The 19219-nt window shown below is 64.9% G+C and carries 18 protein-coding genes; 4 read left to right on the top strand and 14 right to left on the bottom strand.

What is annotated here, in order from left to right; translation table 11 throughout:
* Positions 1-16: 16 nt before the first annotated feature.
* From ACTNAU_RS07845 to ACTNAU_RS07830, 4 genes are read left to right on the top strand one after another with little or no spacing between them, the layout of a single operon-like run.
* On the top strand, positions 17-1498 hold the full coding sequence (locus ACTNAU_RS07845) for a M20/M25/M40 family metallo-hydrolase (protein WP_441098069.1): 1482 nt from the start codon (positions 17-19) through the stop codon (positions 1496-1498).
* A gap of 3 nt (positions 1499-1501) precedes the next feature.
* Entirely contained in the window at positions 1502-3037 is a 1536-nt protein-coding gene (gene cls, locus ACTNAU_RS07840) for a cardiolipin synthase (protein ID WP_256135756.1), read from the top strand.
* Positions 3038-3075: 38 nt separating this feature from the next.
* Positions 3076-3336, top strand: coding sequence for a TfoX/Sxy family DNA transformation protein (locus ACTNAU_RS07835; RefSeq protein ID WP_185915073.1), 261 nt, complete (start codon positions 3076-3078; stop codon positions 3334-3336).
* Between the two features lie 37 nt (positions 3337-3373).
* A complete protein-coding gene (locus tag ACTNAU_RS07830) occupies positions 3374-3619 on the top strand; it encodes an RDAC family protein (RefSeq protein ID WP_441098068.1) in 246 nt (81 codons plus the stop codon).
* 519 nt (positions 3620-4138) lie between these two features.
* Here ACTNAU_RS07830 and ACTNAU_RS07825 read toward each other — a convergent pair.
* From ACTNAU_RS07825 to ACTNAU_RS07760, 14 genes are all read right to left on the bottom strand, one after another.
* A complete protein-coding gene (locus ACTNAU_RS07825; RefSeq protein ID WP_441098067.1) occupies positions 4139-4843 on the bottom strand; it encodes a DUF1287 domain-containing protein in 705 nt (234 codons plus the stop codon).
* Between the two features lie 159 nt (positions 4844-5002).
* Positions 5003-5671 (bottom strand): V-type ATP synthase subunit D, encoded by a 669-nt coding sequence (locus ACTNAU_RS07820; protein WP_044991875.1) that lies wholly within the window; start codon positions 5669-5671, stop codon positions 5003-5005.
* 33 nt (positions 5672-5704) lie between these two features.
* Complete coding sequence (locus ACTNAU_RS07815; protein WP_021658264.1) at positions 5705-7078, bottom strand: V-type ATP synthase subunit B; 1374 nt, start codon at positions 7076-7078, stop codon at positions 5705-5707.
* Position 7079: 1 nt separating this feature from the next.
* A complete protein-coding gene (locus tag ACTNAU_RS07810; protein ID WP_441098066.1) occupies positions 7080-8852 on the bottom strand; it encodes a V-type ATP synthase subunit A in 1773 nt (590 codons plus the stop codon).
* Positions 8849-9199, bottom strand: coding sequence for a V-type ATP synthase subunit F (locus ACTNAU_RS07805; RefSeq protein ID WP_185915078.1), 351 nt, complete (start codon positions 9197-9199; stop codon positions 8849-8851). The genes ACTNAU_RS07810 and ACTNAU_RS07805 overlap by 4 nt, the downstream gene beginning before the upstream one ends.
* Complete coding sequence (locus ACTNAU_RS07800; RefSeq protein ID WP_441098065.1) at positions 9192-10157, bottom strand: V0D/AC39 family V-type ATPase subunit; 966 nt, start codon at positions 10155-10157, stop codon at positions 9192-9194. The genes ACTNAU_RS07805 and ACTNAU_RS07800 overlap by 8 nt, the downstream gene beginning before the upstream one ends.
* 35 nt (positions 10158-10192) lie before the next feature.
* A complete protein-coding gene (locus ACTNAU_RS07795; RefSeq protein WP_441098064.1) occupies positions 10193-10789 on the bottom strand; it encodes a V-type ATP synthase subunit E in 597 nt (198 codons plus the stop codon).
* A 31-nt stretch (positions 10790-10820) separates the two neighbouring features.
* Positions 10821-11303: a V-type ATP synthase subunit K gene (locus tag ACTNAU_RS07790; protein WP_021658258.1), complete on the bottom strand. Its 483-nt coding sequence runs from the start codon at positions 11301-11303 to the stop codon at positions 10821-10823.
* Between the two features lies 1 nt (position 11304).
* Positions 11305-13317, bottom strand: coding sequence for a V-type ATP synthase subunit I (locus ACTNAU_RS07785; protein ID WP_441098063.1), 2013 nt, complete (start codon positions 13315-13317; stop codon positions 11305-11307).
* Between the two features lie 40 nt (positions 13318-13357).
* Complete coding sequence (locus ACTNAU_RS07780) at positions 13358-13666, bottom strand: hypothetical protein (protein WP_441098062.1); 309 nt, start codon at positions 13664-13666, stop codon at positions 13358-13360.
* 244 nt (positions 13667-13910) lie between these two features.
* Positions 13911-15818 carry an ABC transporter ATP-binding protein gene (locus tag ACTNAU_RS07775; RefSeq protein ID WP_441098061.1) on the bottom strand — a complete coding sequence of 636 codons (1908 nt, stop codon included), beginning with the start codon at positions 15816-15818 and terminating at the stop codon, positions 13911-13913.
* A complete protein-coding gene (locus tag ACTNAU_RS07770) occupies positions 15802-17631 on the bottom strand; it encodes an ABC transporter ATP-binding protein (RefSeq protein WP_441098060.1) in 1830 nt (609 codons plus the stop codon). The genes ACTNAU_RS07775 and ACTNAU_RS07770 overlap by 17 nt, the downstream gene beginning before the upstream one ends.
* A 139-nt stretch (positions 17632-17770) precedes the next feature.
* Positions 17771-18502 carry a sensor histidine kinase gene (locus ACTNAU_RS07765; RefSeq protein ID WP_441098059.1) on the bottom strand — a complete coding sequence of 244 codons (732 nt, stop codon included), beginning with the start codon at positions 18500-18502 and terminating at the stop codon, positions 17771-17773.
* Positions 18499-19206, bottom strand: a complete 708-nt coding sequence (locus ACTNAU_RS07760) for a LytR/AlgR family response regulator transcription factor (RefSeq protein WP_216401300.1) — start codon at positions 19204-19206, stop codon at positions 18499-18501. Before ACTNAU_RS07760 ends, ACTNAU_RS07765 begins: the two co-directional genes overlap by 4 nt.
* Between the last annotated feature and the right edge of the window lie 13 nt (positions 19207-19219).

The raw sequence follows: 19219 nt of genomic DNA, 5'->3' as shown, positions 1-19219 counted from the left end.
AGGGGAGAGAGGACAGATGGGTTGGATCATTTTGTGGGCGGTGCTGGGGCTTTTGCTGCTGTTGATTGCCGCCATTCTGGCCAACACCCTGCGGGTGGGGACCAAGTCGGTGTCGCCCCAGGGGGCGCCCCTGCCGCCGGAGGAGCGGGTCGAGCACTACGCCGAGACCCTCTCCCGGATGCTGGCGCAGGAGACGGTCACCGTGGCCCCCGGCGGGGACCTGTCAAAGATTTACGCTTTTCACCGGCTGCTGGAGGAGCTCTACCCCAACATCCACCGCCAGTTGGAGCGGGTGGAGCTGGACGGCGCCCTCCTCTTTCGCTGGAGGGGGAGCGGCCGCTCCGACCGGTTGCCCCTGCTGCTCATGTCCCACATGGACGTGGTCCCCGCCGAGGGGGCGTGGAGCCACCCGCCCTTTGCCGGCGAGGTTGAGGATGGGATCATCTGGGGCAGGGGTGCGGTGGACACCAAGGGCTCCCTCTGCGGCTTTATGAACGCGGTGGAGGAGCTGCTGGCCGAGGGGTACGTCCCCCCGCAGGACATCTATCTGGCCTCCTCCTGCAACGAGGAGATCAACGGCCCCGGCGCCCCCGCCACGGTGGACTACCTGGCCGCCCGGGGGGTCAAGCTGGGCCTGGTGCTGGATGAGGGGGGCGCGGTGGCCGACAGCCCCCTGCCCGGCCTCGACTGCAAGTTCGCCATGATCGGTTTGATGGAGAAGGGGAACGCCCAGGTCAAGTTTGTGGCCAAGTCAACGGGCGGCCACGCCTCCACGCCCCCCAGGGGCACCCCCCTGGCCCGGCTGGCGGGGATGGTGAACTACATAGAGAAGAAAAATCCCTTCTCGGTGCAGTTCACCCCGCCGGTGGAGGGGATGTTCCGGGAGATGGCCCCCTATATGAGCATGCCCCTGCGGCTGGTGCTGGCAAATCTCTGGCTCTTTAAGCCCCTGCTCAAGTCGGTCCTCCCCAAATTCAGCGCCCAGGCCGGGGCCATGCTCCAGACCACCTGCGCCTTTACCATGGCCGCGGGGAGCGAGGCGGCCAACGTCATCCCCCAGGAGGCGTCCATCACCGCCAACCTGCGCTTCATGTCCCACGAGCGCAAGGAGGCCACCATGCAGAAGCTGCGCGCCATCGGCGAGCGCTTTGACGTGGAGGTACAGCTGGTATCGGGGTGGGATTGCTCGGGCGTCTCCTCCGCCGACAGCTACGGCTACCAGGCGGTAAAGGCCTGCGTGCAAAAGACCTTCCCCGAGGCGGGGGTGGCCCCCTACATCATGTTGCAGGGGAGCGATTCCCGCCACTACGAGAGGATCTGCGACTGCGTGCTCCGCTTTGCCCCCCTCTCCATCGACAAACAGCAGCTGGGCAGCATCCACGGGGTGGACGAGAACCTCGGCGTGGAGGCGCTGGCCAAGGCCGTTCTCTTTTACAAGGAGCTGGTGCAGAGCTATTTCTCCGCCGCACCGGCAAAATCAGAGCACAGACAAGGATAAAGTATGAAAAAAATAGCCAAGGTCCTGCTCAGCAGGATCGTCATCGTGGGGGTCTTGATCCTCCTGCAAGCGGCCTTTCTGGTGGTCGCCATCTGGCGCCTCAGCGAGGAATTCGTCTACTTACAGCCCATTCTCATCGTCCTCAGCGGCCTCTGCGCCGTCTGGGTCATCTCCAAGGACGACAACCCGGCCTACAAGATCCCCTGGATCCTCATCGTCATGGCCCTGCCCATCTTCGGCGGCCTCTTCTACGTCTTTTTCGGCAACAACAAGGTGCCCCGGGCCCTGCGCGGCCGGGTCAGTGAGATCTACGACAAGACCAAGGACGAGTTGATCGCCAACCGGGTGGTCACCGAGGAGATCGAGTCCTTGAGCAGGCACACCGCCAAACAGTCCCTCTACATCAGCAACAACTCCTTCTACCCGGTCTACAAGAACACCGAGACCTGCTACCTCTCCCCGGGGGAGCGGATGTTTGAGAAGCTGGTGGAGGAGCTGGAAAAGGCCCAGCACTTCATCTTTATGGAGTACTTTATCGTTCAGGCCGGGGTGATGTGGGACACGGTGCTGGAGATATTGGAGCGCAAGGCCGCCCAGGGGGTGGATGTGCGGATGCTCTACGACGACGTGGGCAGCCTGGTCACCCTCCCCAGCGGCTACTACAAGGAGCTGCGCCAGAAGGGGATCAAGTGTTACGCCTTCAACAAGTTCCGCCCCCGGCTGCAGATGCAGATGAACAACCGCGACCACCGCAAGATCACCGTCATCGACGGGTATGTGGGCTTCACCGGCGGCATCAACCTGGCCGACGAGTACATCAACGGCTACGAGAAGCACGGCCACTGGAAAGACGCCTCCATCATGCTCAAGGGGGAGGCGGTCTGGAACCTGACGGTGATGTTTCTGCAGTTCTGGCAGTACGAGACCAAGAAGGGGGAGGAGTTCAGCCAGTTTCGCCCCGAGCGGTACATGCCCGCCCCCTGTGAAAACGACGGCTATGTGCAGCCCTACGCCGACAGCCCCATGGACGACGAGATCGTGGGGGAGCAGGTCTACCTGAACATCATCAACAACGCCACCGAATACGTCTATATCAACACTCCCTACCTGATCGTCGACAACGAGGTGGTGACCGCCCTCAACCTGGCGGCCAAGAGCGGCATCGACGTGCGGATCGTCACCCCCCACGTGCCCGACAAGTGGTATGTGCACATGGTGACCCGCTCCTACTACAAACAGCTGCTGGAGGCGGGGGTCAAAATCTACGAGTACACCCCCGGCTTCATCCACTCCAAGACCTTTGTCGCCGACGACAAGGTGGCGGTGGTGGGCACCACCAACCTGGACTTTCGCAGCCTCTACCTGCACTTTGAGTGCGGCGTCTGGATGTACCGCTCCAAGGCGGTGCTCCAGCTGAAAAAGGACTTCTTGCAGACCCTGGAGTGCTGCGAGCAGATGACCATGAAAAAGTACAACGCCATCCCCCTCTACAAGCGGATGTTCGCGGCGGTGCTGCGGGTGTTCTCCCCCCTGATGTAGGGGGCTGTGGGGCCGGACGGCCAAGAGGAGGGCGCGAGATGGAACTTCACCAGATGACCGGCCTGGGCCGGGTGGCGGAGGAAAAGCTGCGCCGCGCGGGGATCGAAACTCCGGAGCAGCTGCGGGAGGTGGGGGCCAAGGAGGCCCTGCTGCGGGTGCGGCTGCACGCCGACCCGGGGGCCTGCCTGCACCTGCTCTACGCCCTGGAAGGGGCCATCCGCGGCCTGCCGAAAAAGGAGCTGCCCCCCGATGTGAAGGCCGATCTAAAGGCCTTTTACAGCGGTTTGGAGAGAGGGTAAACAGCCGCGGCCGGGCCGCAGAGAGGGGAGAGAGAAAATGAACATCATCTCACTGACCGACATTCTCGACTGCAACCACCTGTTGGAGGAGCGGGGCCTGGCATTTCGCGTCCACCTGCGGGATGCCTGCGGCAAACAGTCCTGCTGGATCGAACCGCTGGGCGAGTGCGCCTGCGCTGGCCGCTTCGACGAGATGCGGCAGGTGGTGGAGGCGTTTTTCGCCGCCCGCCGCTTTCGCATCACCTACGGCGACGAGGAGAAGCTCAATTTCTGGGTCGATTGAGCCGCGCCCAGCCAAAAGGGAGGTGGGGACCCGTCGACAAGGCTGGTGGTTTTGCATATTGCGGGCAAAGCCCCAAGCTGCTGGCCGCGCCTTGAGGCGCGTTGGTGCGACCCGCCGCTTGTATGCGTTTGTTGCCTGCTGCCCGCAAACGGGTCCATCTATTCTTTGATTGCCGTCTGGTCTTCAACCTGCCCTTCTTTGGGCTGGCTTGGGTGCCCTCTGCTGTCTTTTTGGCACGCTTGCTTGCGGTATCAACGCAGTATCTCTGAACCCCCGGCATGGCCGGGGGTTTTCTTCTGCCAAAAAGAGAGGGGCCGCCGGTGTAGGGCGGCCCCTCTCTCCGGAGGAGGCAGTGGGCAAAAACGGCGCGGCGCACCACACCTGCCGCCAGAGCGTCAGCGAGGCCGTGTCCTATCCCCCCGGCCTTTGGGGGCAATCTCACCGCCGACAGGGCGCTGGGAGTGGATGCGGCAGAACGACCAGACCGCTCCCAGCCGGCGCGGGCGGCTTGTTGGGCGTTTATACAATGAACCGGTAGTGCCCGGTGACGGTGCGGTGGGTGAGGGCGTCCTCTTCCTTTTGGGGCTGGCCGTCCTGGTGGACGATGTAGGGCACCCCGTCCCGGTTGCGCTTGTCCGAGACGATGGCGATATGGCTGGGGCTGAAGGTGACGATGTCCCCCGGCTGCCAGTCGGCCACCTGATAGGGGTCCAGGGTGAGGACGGCGCAGTGGCGGGAAAAGAAGACTTCCAGGTTTTTCACCCGCCGAAAGTCGATGTTGGGGTCCTCTGCGCCGGGGTAGGCAGCTGGCTCCAGGGCGATGTCCGCATCCACCATCCCCTTTAGGTCGTATCCGGCGTGGGCCAGCGCCCGCCAGATCACGTCGGTGCAGGCGCCCCTGCCCGCCTTCGGGTAGCCGCCCGCCGCGTAGGAGTTGTCGTAGACCGGGTTTTCCTCCACCGCCTTCCGGGCCCCCTCGAGGATGTCGGTGAAATCGTCCACCCCGTTGCCATTGCGGTCGGTTTCACTGCGCAGGGTCTCCACGCCGAAATCCGCCGCCGTGTAGCTGCGCTTGGGGAGGAGGGAGTGGTAGTCCAGCACCCCGCAGACTACCGCGAGGACCACCAGCGCGCAGAGGGAGAGCAGCACGATCTGCTGCTTTCCCCACCGCCGACGGGGGGACTGCGCGCCCCCGTCGGCCCCCGTCCGCACCTGTTTTGCCATCTCCCAGCCCCCTTTCTCGCGCGCCGTCCGCCGCCCCTGCAGGGCGGGCGGATTGCCCGCATTTTTTCCATTATAGCTCATCTCCCCGGCAAAGAAAAGAGGGCCGCTCCCCCCAAAATAGGGGAGCGGCCCTCTCGGCAGGTCTCTCTGTCCGCCCAATCAGTCGGCGGCCTGGCGCTCCTTGTAGTGGTGCGCCTGTTCGAGCATCATGTCCTTGACCTTCATCAGCCGGATCTGGGTGCTGCGCTCGTTCTCGTCCAGCTTCATGGTGATGTAGCGGATGTTCTCCTGGGTCTCGGGGATCATCACGTGCTCCAGGGCGTTGACCCGGCGGCGGGTCTTTTCGATCTCGGCAGCCATCAGCTGGCAGGCCTTTTCGCACTCGGCCAGCTGCAACAGGTCGGGCAGCACGTCCGCCAGGCTCTTGACCGCCCCGTCCAGCTCGCTGGAGGTAAAGGCAAAGCCGTAGGAGTAGATGTCCCCCGGGTCGGAGGTCCGGGTCCGGTAGGAGAACTGGGGGACCTCCACGCTCATCACGTTGCGGGCCCCCGCGTCCAGGGTGACCTCCTGTTTGGGGGTCATCAGGGCGGCGGCCAGGTACTCGTCCTCCATGGCGGCGCGGGCCATCACGAAGTTCTGGTTGGCGGCGCCGATGCCCCGCTCCACCTTTTCCCGCAGGGCCTTGTTCACCCGCACCAGCTCCAAAAACTGCCGCATCAGCTCGTCTCGCTTGTCCTTGAGCAGCTTGTGCCCCCGCACGGCGGTGGCCAGCTTTTTTTTCTGCTTGGTCAGCTCCATCCGGGTGGGATTTACATGGGTAGATGCCAATGGTATTCCCCCTTTCTATGGGTTTTGGCGGGCTCAGTCGGCCGAGTAGTACTCGTCCAGGTATTCGTCCTTGATCCGCTTGAGCTCGCTCCGGGGGAGGATGCGCAGCAGCTTCCAGCCGATGTCCAGGGTCTCCTCGATGCTGCGGTCGGCGTGGTAGCCCTGGGAGACATACTCCCGCTCAAACTCGTCGGCGAACTTGGCGTAGAGCTTGTCGATGTCGGTGAGGGCCGCCTCGCCCAGCACCACCATCAGCTCCTTGGCCTCCTTGCCGCGGGCGTAGGCGGAGAAGAGCTGGTTCATGGTGTTGGCGTGGTCCGCCCGGGTCTTGCCCTCGCCGATGCCCTTGTCCTTGAGTCGGGAGAGGGAGGGGAGGACGTCGATGGGCGGGGTGACGTTTTTGCGGTAGAGTTCCCGGCTGAGGATGATCTGCCCCTCGGTGATGTAGCCGGTCAGGTCGGGGATGGGGTGGGTCTTGTCGTCCTCGGGCATGGTGAGGATGGGGATCATGGTGATGCTCCCGTTTTTCCCCTTCTGCCGCCCGGCGCGCTCGTAGAGGCTGGCCAGGTCGGTGTACATGTAGCCCGGGTAGCCGCGGCGGCCGGGGACCTCTTTGCGGGCCGCCGAGATCTCGCGCAGGGCGTCGGCGTAGTTGGTGATGTCGGTGAGGATGACCAGCACGTGCATCCCCTTGTCAAAGGCCAGGTACTCGGCGGCCGTGAGGGCCATGCGGGGGGTGGCGATCCGCTCGACGGCGGGGTCGTTGGCCAGGTTGACAAAGAGGACGGTCCGGTCGATGGCGCCGGTCTCCTTGAAGCTCTCGATAAAGAAGTTGGCCTCTTCAAAGGTGATGCCCATGGCGGCAAAGACCACGGCGAAGGGCTCGTCGGTGCCCCGGACCTTTGCCTGGCGGGCGATCTGGGCAGCCAGCTCGGCGTGGGGGAGGCCGGAGGCGGAGAAGATGGGCAGCTTCTGCCCGCGCACCAGGGTGTTGAGCCCGTCGATGGCGGAGATGCCGGTCTGAATGAACTCCTGCGGGTAGTTGCGGGCGGCGGGGTTCATGGGCAGGCCGTTGACGTCCAGCCGCTTTTCGGGCAGGATGTCGGGCCCCCCGTCCATGGGGCGGCCCAGGCCGTCAAAGACCCGGCTGAGCATGTCTTCCGACACCCCCAGCTCCATGGTGCGGCCCAAAAAGCGGACCTTCGAGCTGTCCAGGTTGATGCCGGCGGAGTTTTCAAAGAGCTGGACCAGGGCGTTGCCGCCGTCGATTTCCAGCACCTTGCAGCGCCGGGTCTCGCCGTTTTGCAGCTCGATCTCGCCCAGTTCGTTGTAGGTGACGTTCTCCACCCCGCGAACCAGCATCAGAGGACCGGCCACTTCCTGTATGGTGCGGTATTCCTTTGGCATGTTACTCCTCCTCCTTCCGGTTCAGCAAGTTGGCGATCTCGCTCTGCAGCTGGTGCAGGACGTTGTTGTACTCCCGCTCCATCTCCTCGTCGGGGGTGTACTTGAAGCGGCCGATCTGCTCGCGCACCGGCAGCTTGACCAGCGACTCCACCGAGGCGCCCTGGTTCAGGGCCTTGGTGGCCTCGTCGAAGTAGGCCAGCACCAGCCGCATCATGGCGCCCTGTTTCTGGGGCGGGGTGTAGGTGTCCACCTCGTGGAAGGCGTCCTGGTGGAGGAAGTCCTCGCGGATCGAGCGGGCCGCCTCCAATTTCAGCCGGTCGGGGGCGGAGAGGGCGTCCATCCCCACGAGCTTGACGATCTCGTCCAGCTCGGCCTCCTCCTGCAGCAGCCGCATCAGCCGGTTGCGCAGGTTGGTCCAGTCCTCCTCCACATTGGCGGAGAACCACCTGCCGATGGTGTCGGCGTAGAGGGAGTAGGAGGTCAGCCAGTTGATGGCGGGGAAGTGGCGGGAGTAGGCCAGGTTGGAGTCCAGGCTCCAGAACACCTTGACGATGCGCAGGGTGGCCTGGCTCACCGGCTCGGAGATGTCGCCGCCCGGAGGGGAGACGGCCCCGATGACCGAGAGGGCGCCCTCGCGGCCGTCCTGACCCAGGGAGACGACCCGTCCGGCGCGCTCGTAGAACTGGGCCAGGCGGCTGCCCAGGTAGGCGGGGTAGCCCTCCTCGCCGGGCATCTCCTCCAGCCGGCCGGACATCTCGCGCAGGGCCTCGGCCCAGCGGGAGGTGGAGTCGGCCATCAGCGCCACCGAGTAGCCCATGTCGCGGAAGTACTCGGCAATGGTGATGCCGGTGTAGATGGACGCCTCGCGGGCGGCCACCGGCATGTCGGAGGTGTTGGCGATGAGGACGGTGCGCTCCATCAGGGAGTAGCCGGTCTTGGGGTCTTTCAGCTCGGGGAACTCGTTGAGCACGTCGGTCATCTCGTTGCCGCGCTCGCCGCAGCCGATGTAGACCACGATGTCCGCCTCCGACCACTTGGCCAGCTGGTGCTGCACCACCGTCTTGCCGCTGCCGAAGGGGCCGGGCACGGCGGCCACGCCGCCCTTGGCGATGGGGAAGAGGGTGTCGATGACCCGCTGCCCGGTGACCAGGGGCACGTCGGGGGAGAGTTTCTCCCGGTAGGGCCGCCCCACCCGGACCGGCCACTTCTGCATCAGGGTCAATTCGCGCTCGCCGCCCTCGTCCAGGGCGACAGTGGCCACCGCCTCTTCAATGGTGTACTCGCCCCCCTCGATTTTGGCGAGGGTGCCGGACACCCCCTGGGGGACCATGATCTTGTGCAGGACCACCGGGGTCTCCTGCACGGTGCCGATGATGTCGCCGGGGACGACCCTGTCCCCGACCTTGGCGCTGGGGACAAAATCCCACCTGTCGGCCCGCTTGAGGGAGGGGATGGACACCCCGCGCTGCAAGTTGTTGCCGGTGGCCTTCATGATGTCGTCCAGCGGGCGCTGGATGCCGTCGAAGATGCTGCCGATGAGGCCGGGCCCCAGCTCGACGCTCATGGGGGACCCGGTGGACTCCACCGGCTCGCCCGGCCCCAGGCCGGAGGTCTCCTCGTAGACCTGTATGGAAGCCAGGTCGCCGTGCATCTCGATGATCTCGCCGATGAGGTGTTGTTCGCTCACCCGCACCACGTCAAACATGTTGGCGTCGCGCATCCCCTCGGCAATGACCAGCGGGCCGGCCACCTTTTTGATGGTACCTGTGCTCATTTCTCTTCACCTGCTTTGCTCTCATTGGGTTCGCCGCCAAACAGAATATCGCTGCCGACGGCCTGCTCGACCGATTTTTTGACCAGTGCCTCGCCGATCCCGGTGTTCCCGATCACGCCGGGAATGGGGATGATGGCGGGCAGCGGTGCCTCCCGATAGCGGTCCACCACCTCGGAAAGCGCCTCGAACAGGGCCTCGGTCATGTAGATGATGGCGTAGTTGCCACCGGCCAGCTCCTTGAGCTTTTTGCCGGCGGCGACGGGGTCGTCTATGGAATAGGTGTCCAGGCCCAGGGCGGCGAAGCCGTACACGCTGTCCCGGTCGCCCATGACTGCGATCTTATACATACATCTCACGCGCCCTTTCCCGGAGGAACTCCTCCGACAGGCCGTTTCGCTTGCCCGCCAGAATGATCCGCACCGTCTTGATCTCGTTTTCCCGCGCCAGGATGTAGGCGCAGAGGGGGCCGATGGTAAAGGGGTTGTGCAGCTGGGGGCGGATCTCCCGGATGATCAGATCGTCGCACCACCGCTCAAAGGCGGAGGGGCTCTCCCGCAACTGCTCGATGGCATCGGCGTAGGGGGTGTACTGCAGGTACTCGCAGATGGCGTCGAGCCCCTTGACGGCGGCGTCAGCCAGGGCCGAGACGTCCAGGCTGTCGCAGGGGGCCAGGGCGTCCTGCACGAAGCTCTTTTTCTTCTTCATCCCCGCGCAGCGCACGGCGGTCTTGATGTCGGCGGCCGCCACGGTGCGCTCGGCGTACCCGGCGATCAGCTCACTCCCTGATGCCTTGCCCGCCTTCAGGATGGCGCTGAGGGCCGCCCGGTCCAGCAGGATGTCGCAGAGCTGGCCGTCGTGGGTGTGCAGCAGCACCCGAAAGGCCTTTTCCGCCGCCTGGCGCATCTCCTCGGGCAGGGGGGCGTAGTCGTGCTCCTCCACCGCCTTGACGATGACCTCCCGGGGGATGGTGCCATTTTCCACGAACACCCCCTCGGCGCTGGCGCCGGTGCAGACCATCTTGATGGCCGTCTTCAGGTTGTGGTAGTCCGCCGGGTACAAAAACACGTCGAACACAGAGAGGTCCTCCACCAGTTCGCCCATCAGCTCCCAGGTCTTCTGCCGCTGGGCGCGCAGCACCTCTTCGTCGCTCTCCTCCGGCTTGCCCCAGCCCTTTTCCCCCAGCAGGCGGCGGCAGTCCTCGTGGGTCTTGCAGCCGATGAGCTGGTCGATAAACGGGCCGTTCAGGAGTTCAAGCTCCTTGGAGCGCAGCCGGGTCACGGCAAAGGTGTACAGGTTTTCAGACATGGTGACCCCTCCTTTTCGGTGCCCGACGGCACCGGTTACTCAAACAGCACCCCGCAGACGGCGTCCTGCAGCCGGTCCCTGGCGGCGGAGAAGAGCGCCGAGAAGGAGCAGTTCTCCTCGATGCCGCCGTAGACCAGCACAAAGCCGCCGTCGATGGGGCGGGTGCCGTCGGCCAGGGCGAGGGCGGCGCCGCTGCCCGCCAGCCGGGCCTTGAGGTCTTTGAGGAAGGCAGGGGGGACCCGCTCCCTGTCCCGGGTGTTGAGGTAGAGCACCCCGCTCTCGCCGGGCTGGGCGTTTTTCTCGATCAGATCGGCCAGGAGGGAGAAGTACTCCTCCTCCGGGGCGTTGACCAGGGAGAGGCGGGCCTCTTCCAAAATTTCGGTGACCAGCTGCTGTTTGGCCTGCAAGAGGCGGGCCTTTTGGCGCAGCGCCGCGGCCGAGACCGCCCGCTCGTGCAGCTGGGCGACCTCTTTGCGGGAGTCCTCGGCGATCTTGGCGGCCCGCTTTTCGCCCTCGGCGCGGCCCTGCAACTCGATCTGGGCAGCCTCCTGCCGGGCGTCCTGCAACAGCTCTTCCACCCGGGCGCTGGACTCGCTCTGTATCTGCTGGATGATTTTTTCAAGTCCTGTCATAGACAAGCAACTCCTAACTCTTTGGAATCGGTCAGATGTTCAGGCCGCCGATGCCGAAGATCGAGAGGATGGAGATCAGCAGGGCCAGAATGGCGTAGGTCTCGACCATGGCGGGGAGGATGATGGCCTTGCCGAAGGTCTCGGGGCGCTTGCAGAACATGCCGATGCTGGCCACCGAGGCGCGGGCCTGGCGGATGGCGGAATACAGCCCCACAAAGCCCATGGGCAGGCAGGCGCAGAAGTAGAGCAGGCCCTTGGCCAGGCTCATCTCGGCGCTGCCGCCCATGATGCCGATCTGGGTCAGGGTGATGAAGGCGATCAGCAGGCCGTAGATGCCCTGGGTGCCGGGGAGAAGCTGCAAGATCAGCACCTTGCCGAAGCGGCCCGGCTCCTCGGTGATGGCGCCCGCGGCGGCCTCACCGGCCATGCCGACGCCGATGGCCGAACCGATGCCGGCCAGCAGTGCGGCCAGCGCCGCGCCCAACAGTGCAAAAGCAATACCAAGAGAACTCATTTCATTTTTCCTCCTTGAATTTGAAGTATTTGGTGTGGGCCCCAAACGGGGAGAACCCGCGTCCGCCGCCCTCGTAAAACTTGCCGAAGAACTCGACAAACTGCAGGCGGTTGGTGTGCACGTAGGCGCCCAGCAGGTTGATGCCGATGTTCAGGGTGTGGCCAATCAAAAAGACCACGGTGAAGAGGATCGCGCCCCCCACGCCGCCGCCCAGCATGGTGCCCATCTTGTTGAACACCGTGGCGATGACGCCGGTGGCCAGCCCCAGGGCCAGCAGCCGGGAGTAGGAGAGGATGTCGCTGAGGTAGCTGGTGACCCCGTAGACCCCGTAGAGGCCCTTGAGCAGCCGCTTGAAGGGGTTGCGGGAGTCCCGCCCGGAAAAGGCGATGATCCCCAGGGCGCCCAGCCCCGCCACAACGGCGGCTACCGTCCCCACGGTGGGGGAGAGGGTGAAGGAGAGGCCCATCATATCGGTGATCATCTCCATGGTCAGCAGGTAGACGACCGCGCCGCCCACCAACATGTACCAAAAGACCACGTCGTAGACGGCGTCTTTGACCTTGCCCTCCCGGCAGAGCTGGTAAAACTTCATCCCCAGCCCAACGAAGAGGTGGATGATGCCCAGCAGGAAGGAGAAGACCAGCAGCCGCATGGGCTCGCTCACCGGCTCGAACCAGAGGGCCTTGAAGGTCAGGTCGCTGTGGAAGAAGGTGCTGGCGATGACCCCCACCGCGTCGCCGAAGAAGCCGCCGAAGAGCACCCCCCAGACGGTGGTGGAGATGCCGCAGTAGAGGAACATCTGCATCGACTTCTTCAGCCCCGACTCGATGTTTTTGCACTTGAGGAGGACAAAGGAGCAGGCGGCCACCATGATCAGCCCGTACCCCGCGTCCGACAGCATCATCCCGAAGAGGACGTAGTAGAAGATGGCCATCACCGAAGTGGGGTCCACCTCGCCCCGGCCGGGCAGGCTGTAGGAGGCGACGACCCCCTCCACCGGGGCGGCCAGGGGCCCGTTTTTCAGGGCGACGGGCACGTCCTCGTCCGGCGCGGGGTCAAAGAAGTCGAGGGCCACGTCGAAGTGGGCGGTGAGCTCCGACTCCAGGGCGGGGACGTCCCGTGCGGCGATGTAGCCGGTGAGCACAAAGGTGCGCTTGGACTGCATCAGCTTGCCGATGACCCCGTATTTCTCCTCCCGCATGGCGTAGAAGTCCGACAGCAATTTCAAATCCTGCCGGTGCTCGGCCAGGGAGTGGATCTCCGCCACGTCGGCGTCGATTTTGGCCTGCAACTTGTCGATCCGCTCTTCCAGCAGCCGCTTTTTGTCCGCCGGGACCCGGTGGGTGACGTGGGCGGGCCGGGCAAAGCCCATCTCCCGCAGCGCGTCCTCGGCCTGCTGGGCCTCGCTCTTGGTGGCGGTCACAAAGAGGCAGGTCTGTTCCCGCGAGGCGCTGACGATCTCGATGTCCACCGCCGAGACGCTCTCGGCGCGGGACTTGAGCTCGGTGTAGATGCCCTCCAGCGTCCACTCCCCGGGCAGGGCCCCCACAAAGGAGTCGGTGGCGTGGGTGCCGGGGTGGCGCATGGGAACATCCAGCCCCAGCCAGGGGGTCAGCTCCTCCACCTGGGCCTGCATGCGGGGGATCTCCGCCCGCTGTTCGGCCACCCGTTTGTCCAGCGCCTGCAGCCGGTAGGCGACTTTTAGGGTCTCGTCCTGCCGGTCCTGAAAGGCGGTGTACTCCTCCAAGGTCATTTCCTGGCGGCCCTCCAGCATCGACAGAAGCGGCTTTTGCTCGGGGGCGAACCGGGCCAGCACGTCCAGCGCCTGGTTGGCGAGGGCGGCATTCTTTTGAAAAATGCTCCTGGCTTGACTCATGTCGGCGTGGGTGAAGACCTCGTCTTCGCCGGTGTCCTGCACCTCCACCGCGCCCCGGCGCTGCAGCAGCTCCAAGATCGCCTTGCGGTTTTTCTTGAGGGCGCACAGCTGCAGCCGCTTCATAGGCAGTACGGCCATAGGCAAATGCCTCCTTTCTCGTGTTTCTTTTGAAAACGCCCTACAAAAGGGCCTGCTTCACCGCTTGTATCGCAGCAGGCCGCTTTTCCAGGGCGTCCTCGCGCAGTTTTTGCGCCTGCGCGTCGGCTTCTCTCTCCGCTTTGCTCAAAAGGTCGTCTTGATCGCGCTTGGCCTGGGCCAGCGCCTTGGCCGCCTCCAACTGGGCGCCCTGCGCCAACTCCACCGCGGCGCGGTCTGCGTTTTGGCGGGCGGTCTCCACCAGTTCCTTGGCGGCGCGGACCGCTTCCTTCTCCGCCCGCTCCGCCGCCAGCTCTGCCTGGCGGATCGCCTCCACTGTCTCTTGTGCCATTCTCTCACCACCTGACTGTAAACTCTGCAAAAGGTATAAACATTATTATAGCGCGTTTTGGCCACCTAATCAAATACATTATCACCATATTTCCCCTTTTTTACCCTACCGGCCTCTCTTTTTTTGGGAAAAGGGGAGAGAAAAGAAATGACTGATGGTCAGTTGCGCAGTTGCCAGTATAAACGAAAAATGACCAAAAGTCAATATCTGACTTTGGCCATTCTCGCGCCCCTTTAAAAAAGAGCTAAAAATCGGGTTTTGCGGGAGGGGAGGCTCCCTCGGGTCCGTCCCGGTAGTACTGGGCCTGGGCCTCCCAGAGGCGGGTGTACAGGCCGCCCTTTGCCAGCAGCTCCCGGTGGGGGCCCCGCTCCACCAACTGTCCCCGGTCAAAGACGGCGATGTCCTGGCAGAAGCGGCAGCTGGAGAGCCGGTGAGAGATGTAGACGGCCGTCTTCTCGCTGGTCAGGGCGTCGAAGCGGCGGTAGATGTCCGCCTCCGAGAGGGGGTCGAGGGCGGCGGTGGGCTCGTCCAGGACGATGAAGGGGGCGTCTTTGTAGAGGGCCCTGGCGATGGCGATCTTCTGGGCCTCGCCCCCGGAGATCTCCACCCCACTGTCGTCGAAATTTTTGTAGAGGGGGGTCTCTGTCCCCAGGGGGACCCGGTCGAGCCAGTCCTCCATCCCCGCCTCTTCCAGGCAGCGGCGCACCGCCTTTTCGTCCCAGCGAACAGAGGCCGCCACGTTCTGCGCACAGGGGAAGGAGAAGAGCTTGAAGTCCTGAAAGACTACCGAGAAGAGGGAGAGGTATTCCCGGTAGTCGTACTTCTGAATGTCGATCCCGTTCAGGAGGATCCGCCCCTCCGTGGGGTCGTAGAGCCGGCAGAGCAGTTTAATGAAGGTGGTTTTGCCCGAGCCGTTGCGCCCCACCACCGCCAGCTTCTTGCCCACCTTGAGCTGGAGGGAGAGGTCCTTGATCGCCCACTGGTCGCTGCCGGGGTAGCGAAAGGAGACGTGGTCAAAGGCGATCTCGTACTCCCCGTCGTCCCGCTTTTCAACGAGGATGGTCCCCTTGTACATGCTCTGGGGGAAGTCGATGAAGTCGAAGTAGGGCCGCAGGTACTGGGTGTTGAGCTGCATATAGACCAGGGTGCCAAAGCCCAGGGAGACCGCGAAGCAGAACTGGCTGATGCCGGCGGCGGTCTGCACCAGGGCGTCCACCGGCATCAGCCCCGTCAGGGCCCGCACGCCGGTCAGCAGGTAGACCGCGCCGGTGAGGAGCGCCGTGAGGGTGTCGATGGAGCCGAAGCACCACCCCTGCAGAGAGGAGAGGTTGGTCATGGCCCGGCCGAGGGTCTGGGCCATCTGGTCGATGGCCGACTGGATGAGGGGCTGTTCCCCGAACAGGCGGATGTCCTTTCCCACCTGGTAGTCCCCCACCAACTGCTGCAGGTAGTAGCTGCCGAAGCGGTTGCTCCACATGCAGGAGGAGAACTGGCTGTACTGCCCCCGATTGTAGCGCAGGTCGGTAAAGACGGTGAAGGCGCTCACCCCGACGAGCGCCAGCAGAAAGAGCGCCGGGAAGAGGGGGGAGGCGATGAGGGGGTGGGCGGCCGCCTCTGCCTGCGGGGCCTGAAAGATGGGCAGCAGAAAGAAGACCGAGTAGAGCAGCAAAAAGAGGCAGCGCAGGGCGACCCCCACCTGGTAGGCCAGTTGGAAGAGGCCGCCGCCGTTGAAGCTGTAGCTGTCGTCGAGGAGCTGCTTTTTCAGGTGCAGTTGCGGATTTTCCAACTGTTCGTAGTCGGCGGTGAGGACCGCCTGGTCAACTTCCCGGCGCTGGGCAAAGTTCAGGGCCTGAAAATGCAGATCGGCGGCCTCCCAGAGCGCGTCTTTGAGGACGTTGACGAGAAAGGTGAGCGACACCAGCAGACAGCCGAAGAGGAGCAGCCGCTCCCGATTTTGGTTTCCCAGCAGTTCTCCCAGCAGCCGGGCGGAAAAGTAGACCGGCACAAAGGGGGCCGCCGCAGTGACGGCGGCGGAGGCCGCCACCCAGTGCCAGAGCCAGCGGTCGAGCTTGACGATGTGCTTGACCCCCCGCCAGTTGACCGCCAGGTCTTGGCGCAGGGTGGTGCGGGTCTCGCTATCGGCAGTCTTCATCGGAAAACCCTCCCTCTCGGTTTTGGTAGTAGCGGCTCTGCACCCGGTACATCCGGGCGTAGGAGCCGCCCAGGGCCATCAGCTCCTCGTGGGTGCCGCTCTCGGCGATCCGCCCGCCCTCAAAGAAGAGGATGCGGTCGCAAAAGCGGGTGGAGGAGAGCCGGTGGGAGATGAAGAAAGAGGTCTTGCCGCGGGTCAGCTCCCCGTACTGCAGGTAGACCTCGCTCTCGGCGATGGGGTCGAGGGCGGCGGTGGGTTCGTCCAGCACCAGGATGGGGGCGTCTTTGTAGAGGGCCTTGGCCAGCAGCAGTTTTTGCAGTTGGCCGCCCGAGAGCTCCACCCCGCCGTCGTTGACCGACTTGACCAGCTTGGTCTCCACCCCCTGGGGGAGGGCGGCCACCTCCTCCCAAAGGCCGGCCTGTTCCAGGCAGCGGCGCACCCGCCCGGGGTCCAGCTCTTCCAGCTTGCAGGCCGCCACATTTTCGGCGATGGTCAGGGGGAGGACCCGCACGTCCTGAAAGACCGCGGTAAAGAGGGAAAAGCGCTCTTCCAGCGACCATCGGGCGGCGTCGGTCCCGCCGATGCGCACCTGTCCGGCGTCGGGGGGATAGAGGCCGCAGAGCAGCTTGGCAAAGGTGGTCTTTCCCGCGCCGTTGGCCCCGACGATGGCGATCTTCTCCTCGGCGCGCACGGTGAGGTCGACGGTCTCCAGGGCCCTCTCCCCGCTGCCGGGGTAGGAGAAGGAGACCCCCTCAAAGGCGATGGGACAGGGGAAGGCGGAGGGGAGGGGGGCCTGGCTCTCCTTGGGGGAGTGCTCCGGCATCTCCAGAAAGGCCCGCACGTCGCAGAGGTCCAAGGAGGCCAGCCGCAGCCGGGAGAAGCCGTCGACCAGTCCGCTCATCCAGGTGGAAAAGCCGCCGAAGACCCCGACAAAAAAGAGAAAGTCGCCGCCGCCGAGCGCGCCGCGCAGCACCAGGTCGATGAGGTAGCCGTAGGCGAAGGCGTCCTTGCCCAGCAGGAGCAGGGCGCTGCCGCAGGCGGCCCCAAAATCGCGCTTGTGGGTGCGCAGGTGCCAGGCCATCCGCAGGGCGGCCAGATCCCGGCAGAGGTCGCCCAGCCAGATTTCCATCCCGTACAGCCGTACGTCCTTGCCGGCGGTGAAGTCGGTGGAGCGGTTGTCCAGGTACTGCAGCTTTTTGTCCAGCTCCACCCAATCGTCCTTGTGGCGCTGCCGATAATTCTGGGCCCCCCGCGCCAGCAGGATACTCCCCCCCGATATCAGCAGCAGCGCCAACAGGAGCAGGGGGTGGAGAGCGGCGGTGAAACAGCCGTAGAGCAGCGCCCCCACGGCGCTGGAGAGGAAGAGGGCGATGGTTTGGGGGAGCCGTTGGATGGGGCCGTTGCCGCTGTTGGTGGCGCTGAAGGCCTTCTGCCAGGCGCTCTGCCCGGCGGGGCTCTCCATGTTGGGGTAGTCGGTCTGCAGGGCCTTTCTCGCCGCCAGGGTGTGAAAGTGCACCCGGTAGTTGTTGCTGCGCCAGGTGAGCTTGCAGGAGAAGATCCGCTCCCCCAGGGTGCACAGCGCCAGGGCCAGCGCCACCGGCAGACAGGCGAGCACCAGCGAGGAGACCGCCGTCCCCCGGGACACCTGGTCCACCACCACCTTGGGCAGGGCGATGGTGAGGAAGGGAACGGCCACCAAAAAGAGGCTGTCTGCCAGGGCGCAGGCGAGCATGTTGCGGTCGCATTCCCGCAGTCTGGCGAGGGCGTAGCGGAGGTTTTGCGGCAGGGAATAGGCGGGTTTGCGCGATTTCATGGGGTGCCCCTCCTTTACAGGTAAAAAGTGTGGAAGGGCCCAAAGAGGGCCTTTGCAAGAAAAGGATACCACGGGCGGCACAGGGGGAAACAAAAAAGCGCGCGAACGGCTCGTTTTCGCGCGCAGACGGTTTTTCAGTTCAGAGGGGGAGGAAGATCTCGGTGGCAAAGACCCCCGGTTCGTCCTGCCGGTTGACGATGCCGCCGTACTGGGCCACCAGGGCGTCCACCCGCCGCAGGCCGAAGCCGTGCCCCTCGCCCTTGGCGCTGCGGTAGCCGCCGCCTCGCCGGTCAGCCCGCCCGGCCACCGCGTTTTGCACCGAGATGTAGAGCTGCTCCTTCACCCGCCCGACATAGATGCGCAGGAACCGCTCCCCCTTGTCGGGGAGCTGGCGGCAGCTCTCCAGGGCGTTGTCCAGCAGGTTGCCGATGATGACGCAGAGGTCCACGTCCGCCACGGTGAGGGAGGGGGGGACCGACGCCTTGGCCCGGATGGCCACCTCCCCCTTCTCGGCCAGCGAGAGTTTGGAGTTGAGGATGGCGTCGAGCATCAGGTTGCCGGTTTTCAAGATGGTGTCCACCGACTGCAGGTCGCTTTCCAGTTGGCGCAGGTAGCTCTCGGCCTCCCCGCAGCGGCCCAGGGAGAGCAGCCCCTTGAGGGTCTGGAGATGGTTGTGGTAGTCGTGCCGCCAGCCCCGCATCTGGGTGTAGATGTTCTGCACCTCGGCGCAGTGGGTCTCCAGCAGGTCGTTTTGGTAGCCGGCCAGCCGCCGCTCCGAACGGCGGGCCGCCAGGCGGTAGAGCAGCCAGCCGCCGGCCGCCAGCAGCAGGGCGCAGAGGGCGGCAAGCGCGGCGACGAGAAAGGGGTTCACAGCAGCATCCCTCCGTTGCAGCGGGCAAAGGCCCGCCCCAGTTGGGGCCCCATCCGCCGGCTGACGGGCAGGCGGGTGCCGTCGTCCAAAACCAGCTCCTCCCGCCCCAGGCGGGCGATGGCGCGCAGCGACACCAGACAGGAGCGGTGGCAGCGAAAAAAGAGGTCGGGGGACAGGGCCTTCTCCACCTTTTCCAGCGAAAGGGGGAGGGCGAAATCCCCCCGCAGGGTGTGCAGCAGGGTCTGGCGGTCGCCGGCCTGGGCGCAGAGGATCTCCCGCTGCAGCAGGCGGCGCTCCTCCCCCTCGACCCGGATCACCAAAGTCGGCTCCGGCAGCCGCCGGGCCGCCCGGTCCAACAGGGCGAAAAACCGCTCTTCCGACACCGGCTTGACCAGGTAGTGCAGGGCCTCCAACTCGTAGCCCTCCCCCAGGTGCTCGTCGAGCCCGGTGACAAAGGCGATGGGCAGGGTCTCCCCCTCGCCCCGCAGCCGCCGGGCCAGATCGAGCCCGCTCTCCCCCGGCAGCTGGATGTCCAGCAGGAGGAGATCGGCGCCCGCATCCCCCTGCCGGGCAAACCAAAAGCTCTCGGCGGTGGGGTAGCAGTCCACCTGCAGCGCCTGGCCCTGGTCGGCGGCCCAGCGCCGCGCCAGGGCCGCCAGGTACTGGGCCTGGGCCTCCTCGTCCTCACAGATGGCAATGCGCACGGCGCCGCCCTCC

Source organism: Bittarella sp. HCP28S3_D9, from assembly GCF_052065655.1.
GTDB classification, from domain to species: Bacteria; Bacillota; Clostridia; order Oscillospirales; family Ruminococcaceae; genus Bittarella; species Bittarella massiliensis.
Note: the sequence above shows the minus strand (reverse complement) of the source record. Positions and strands in the feature narration are given on the sequence as shown.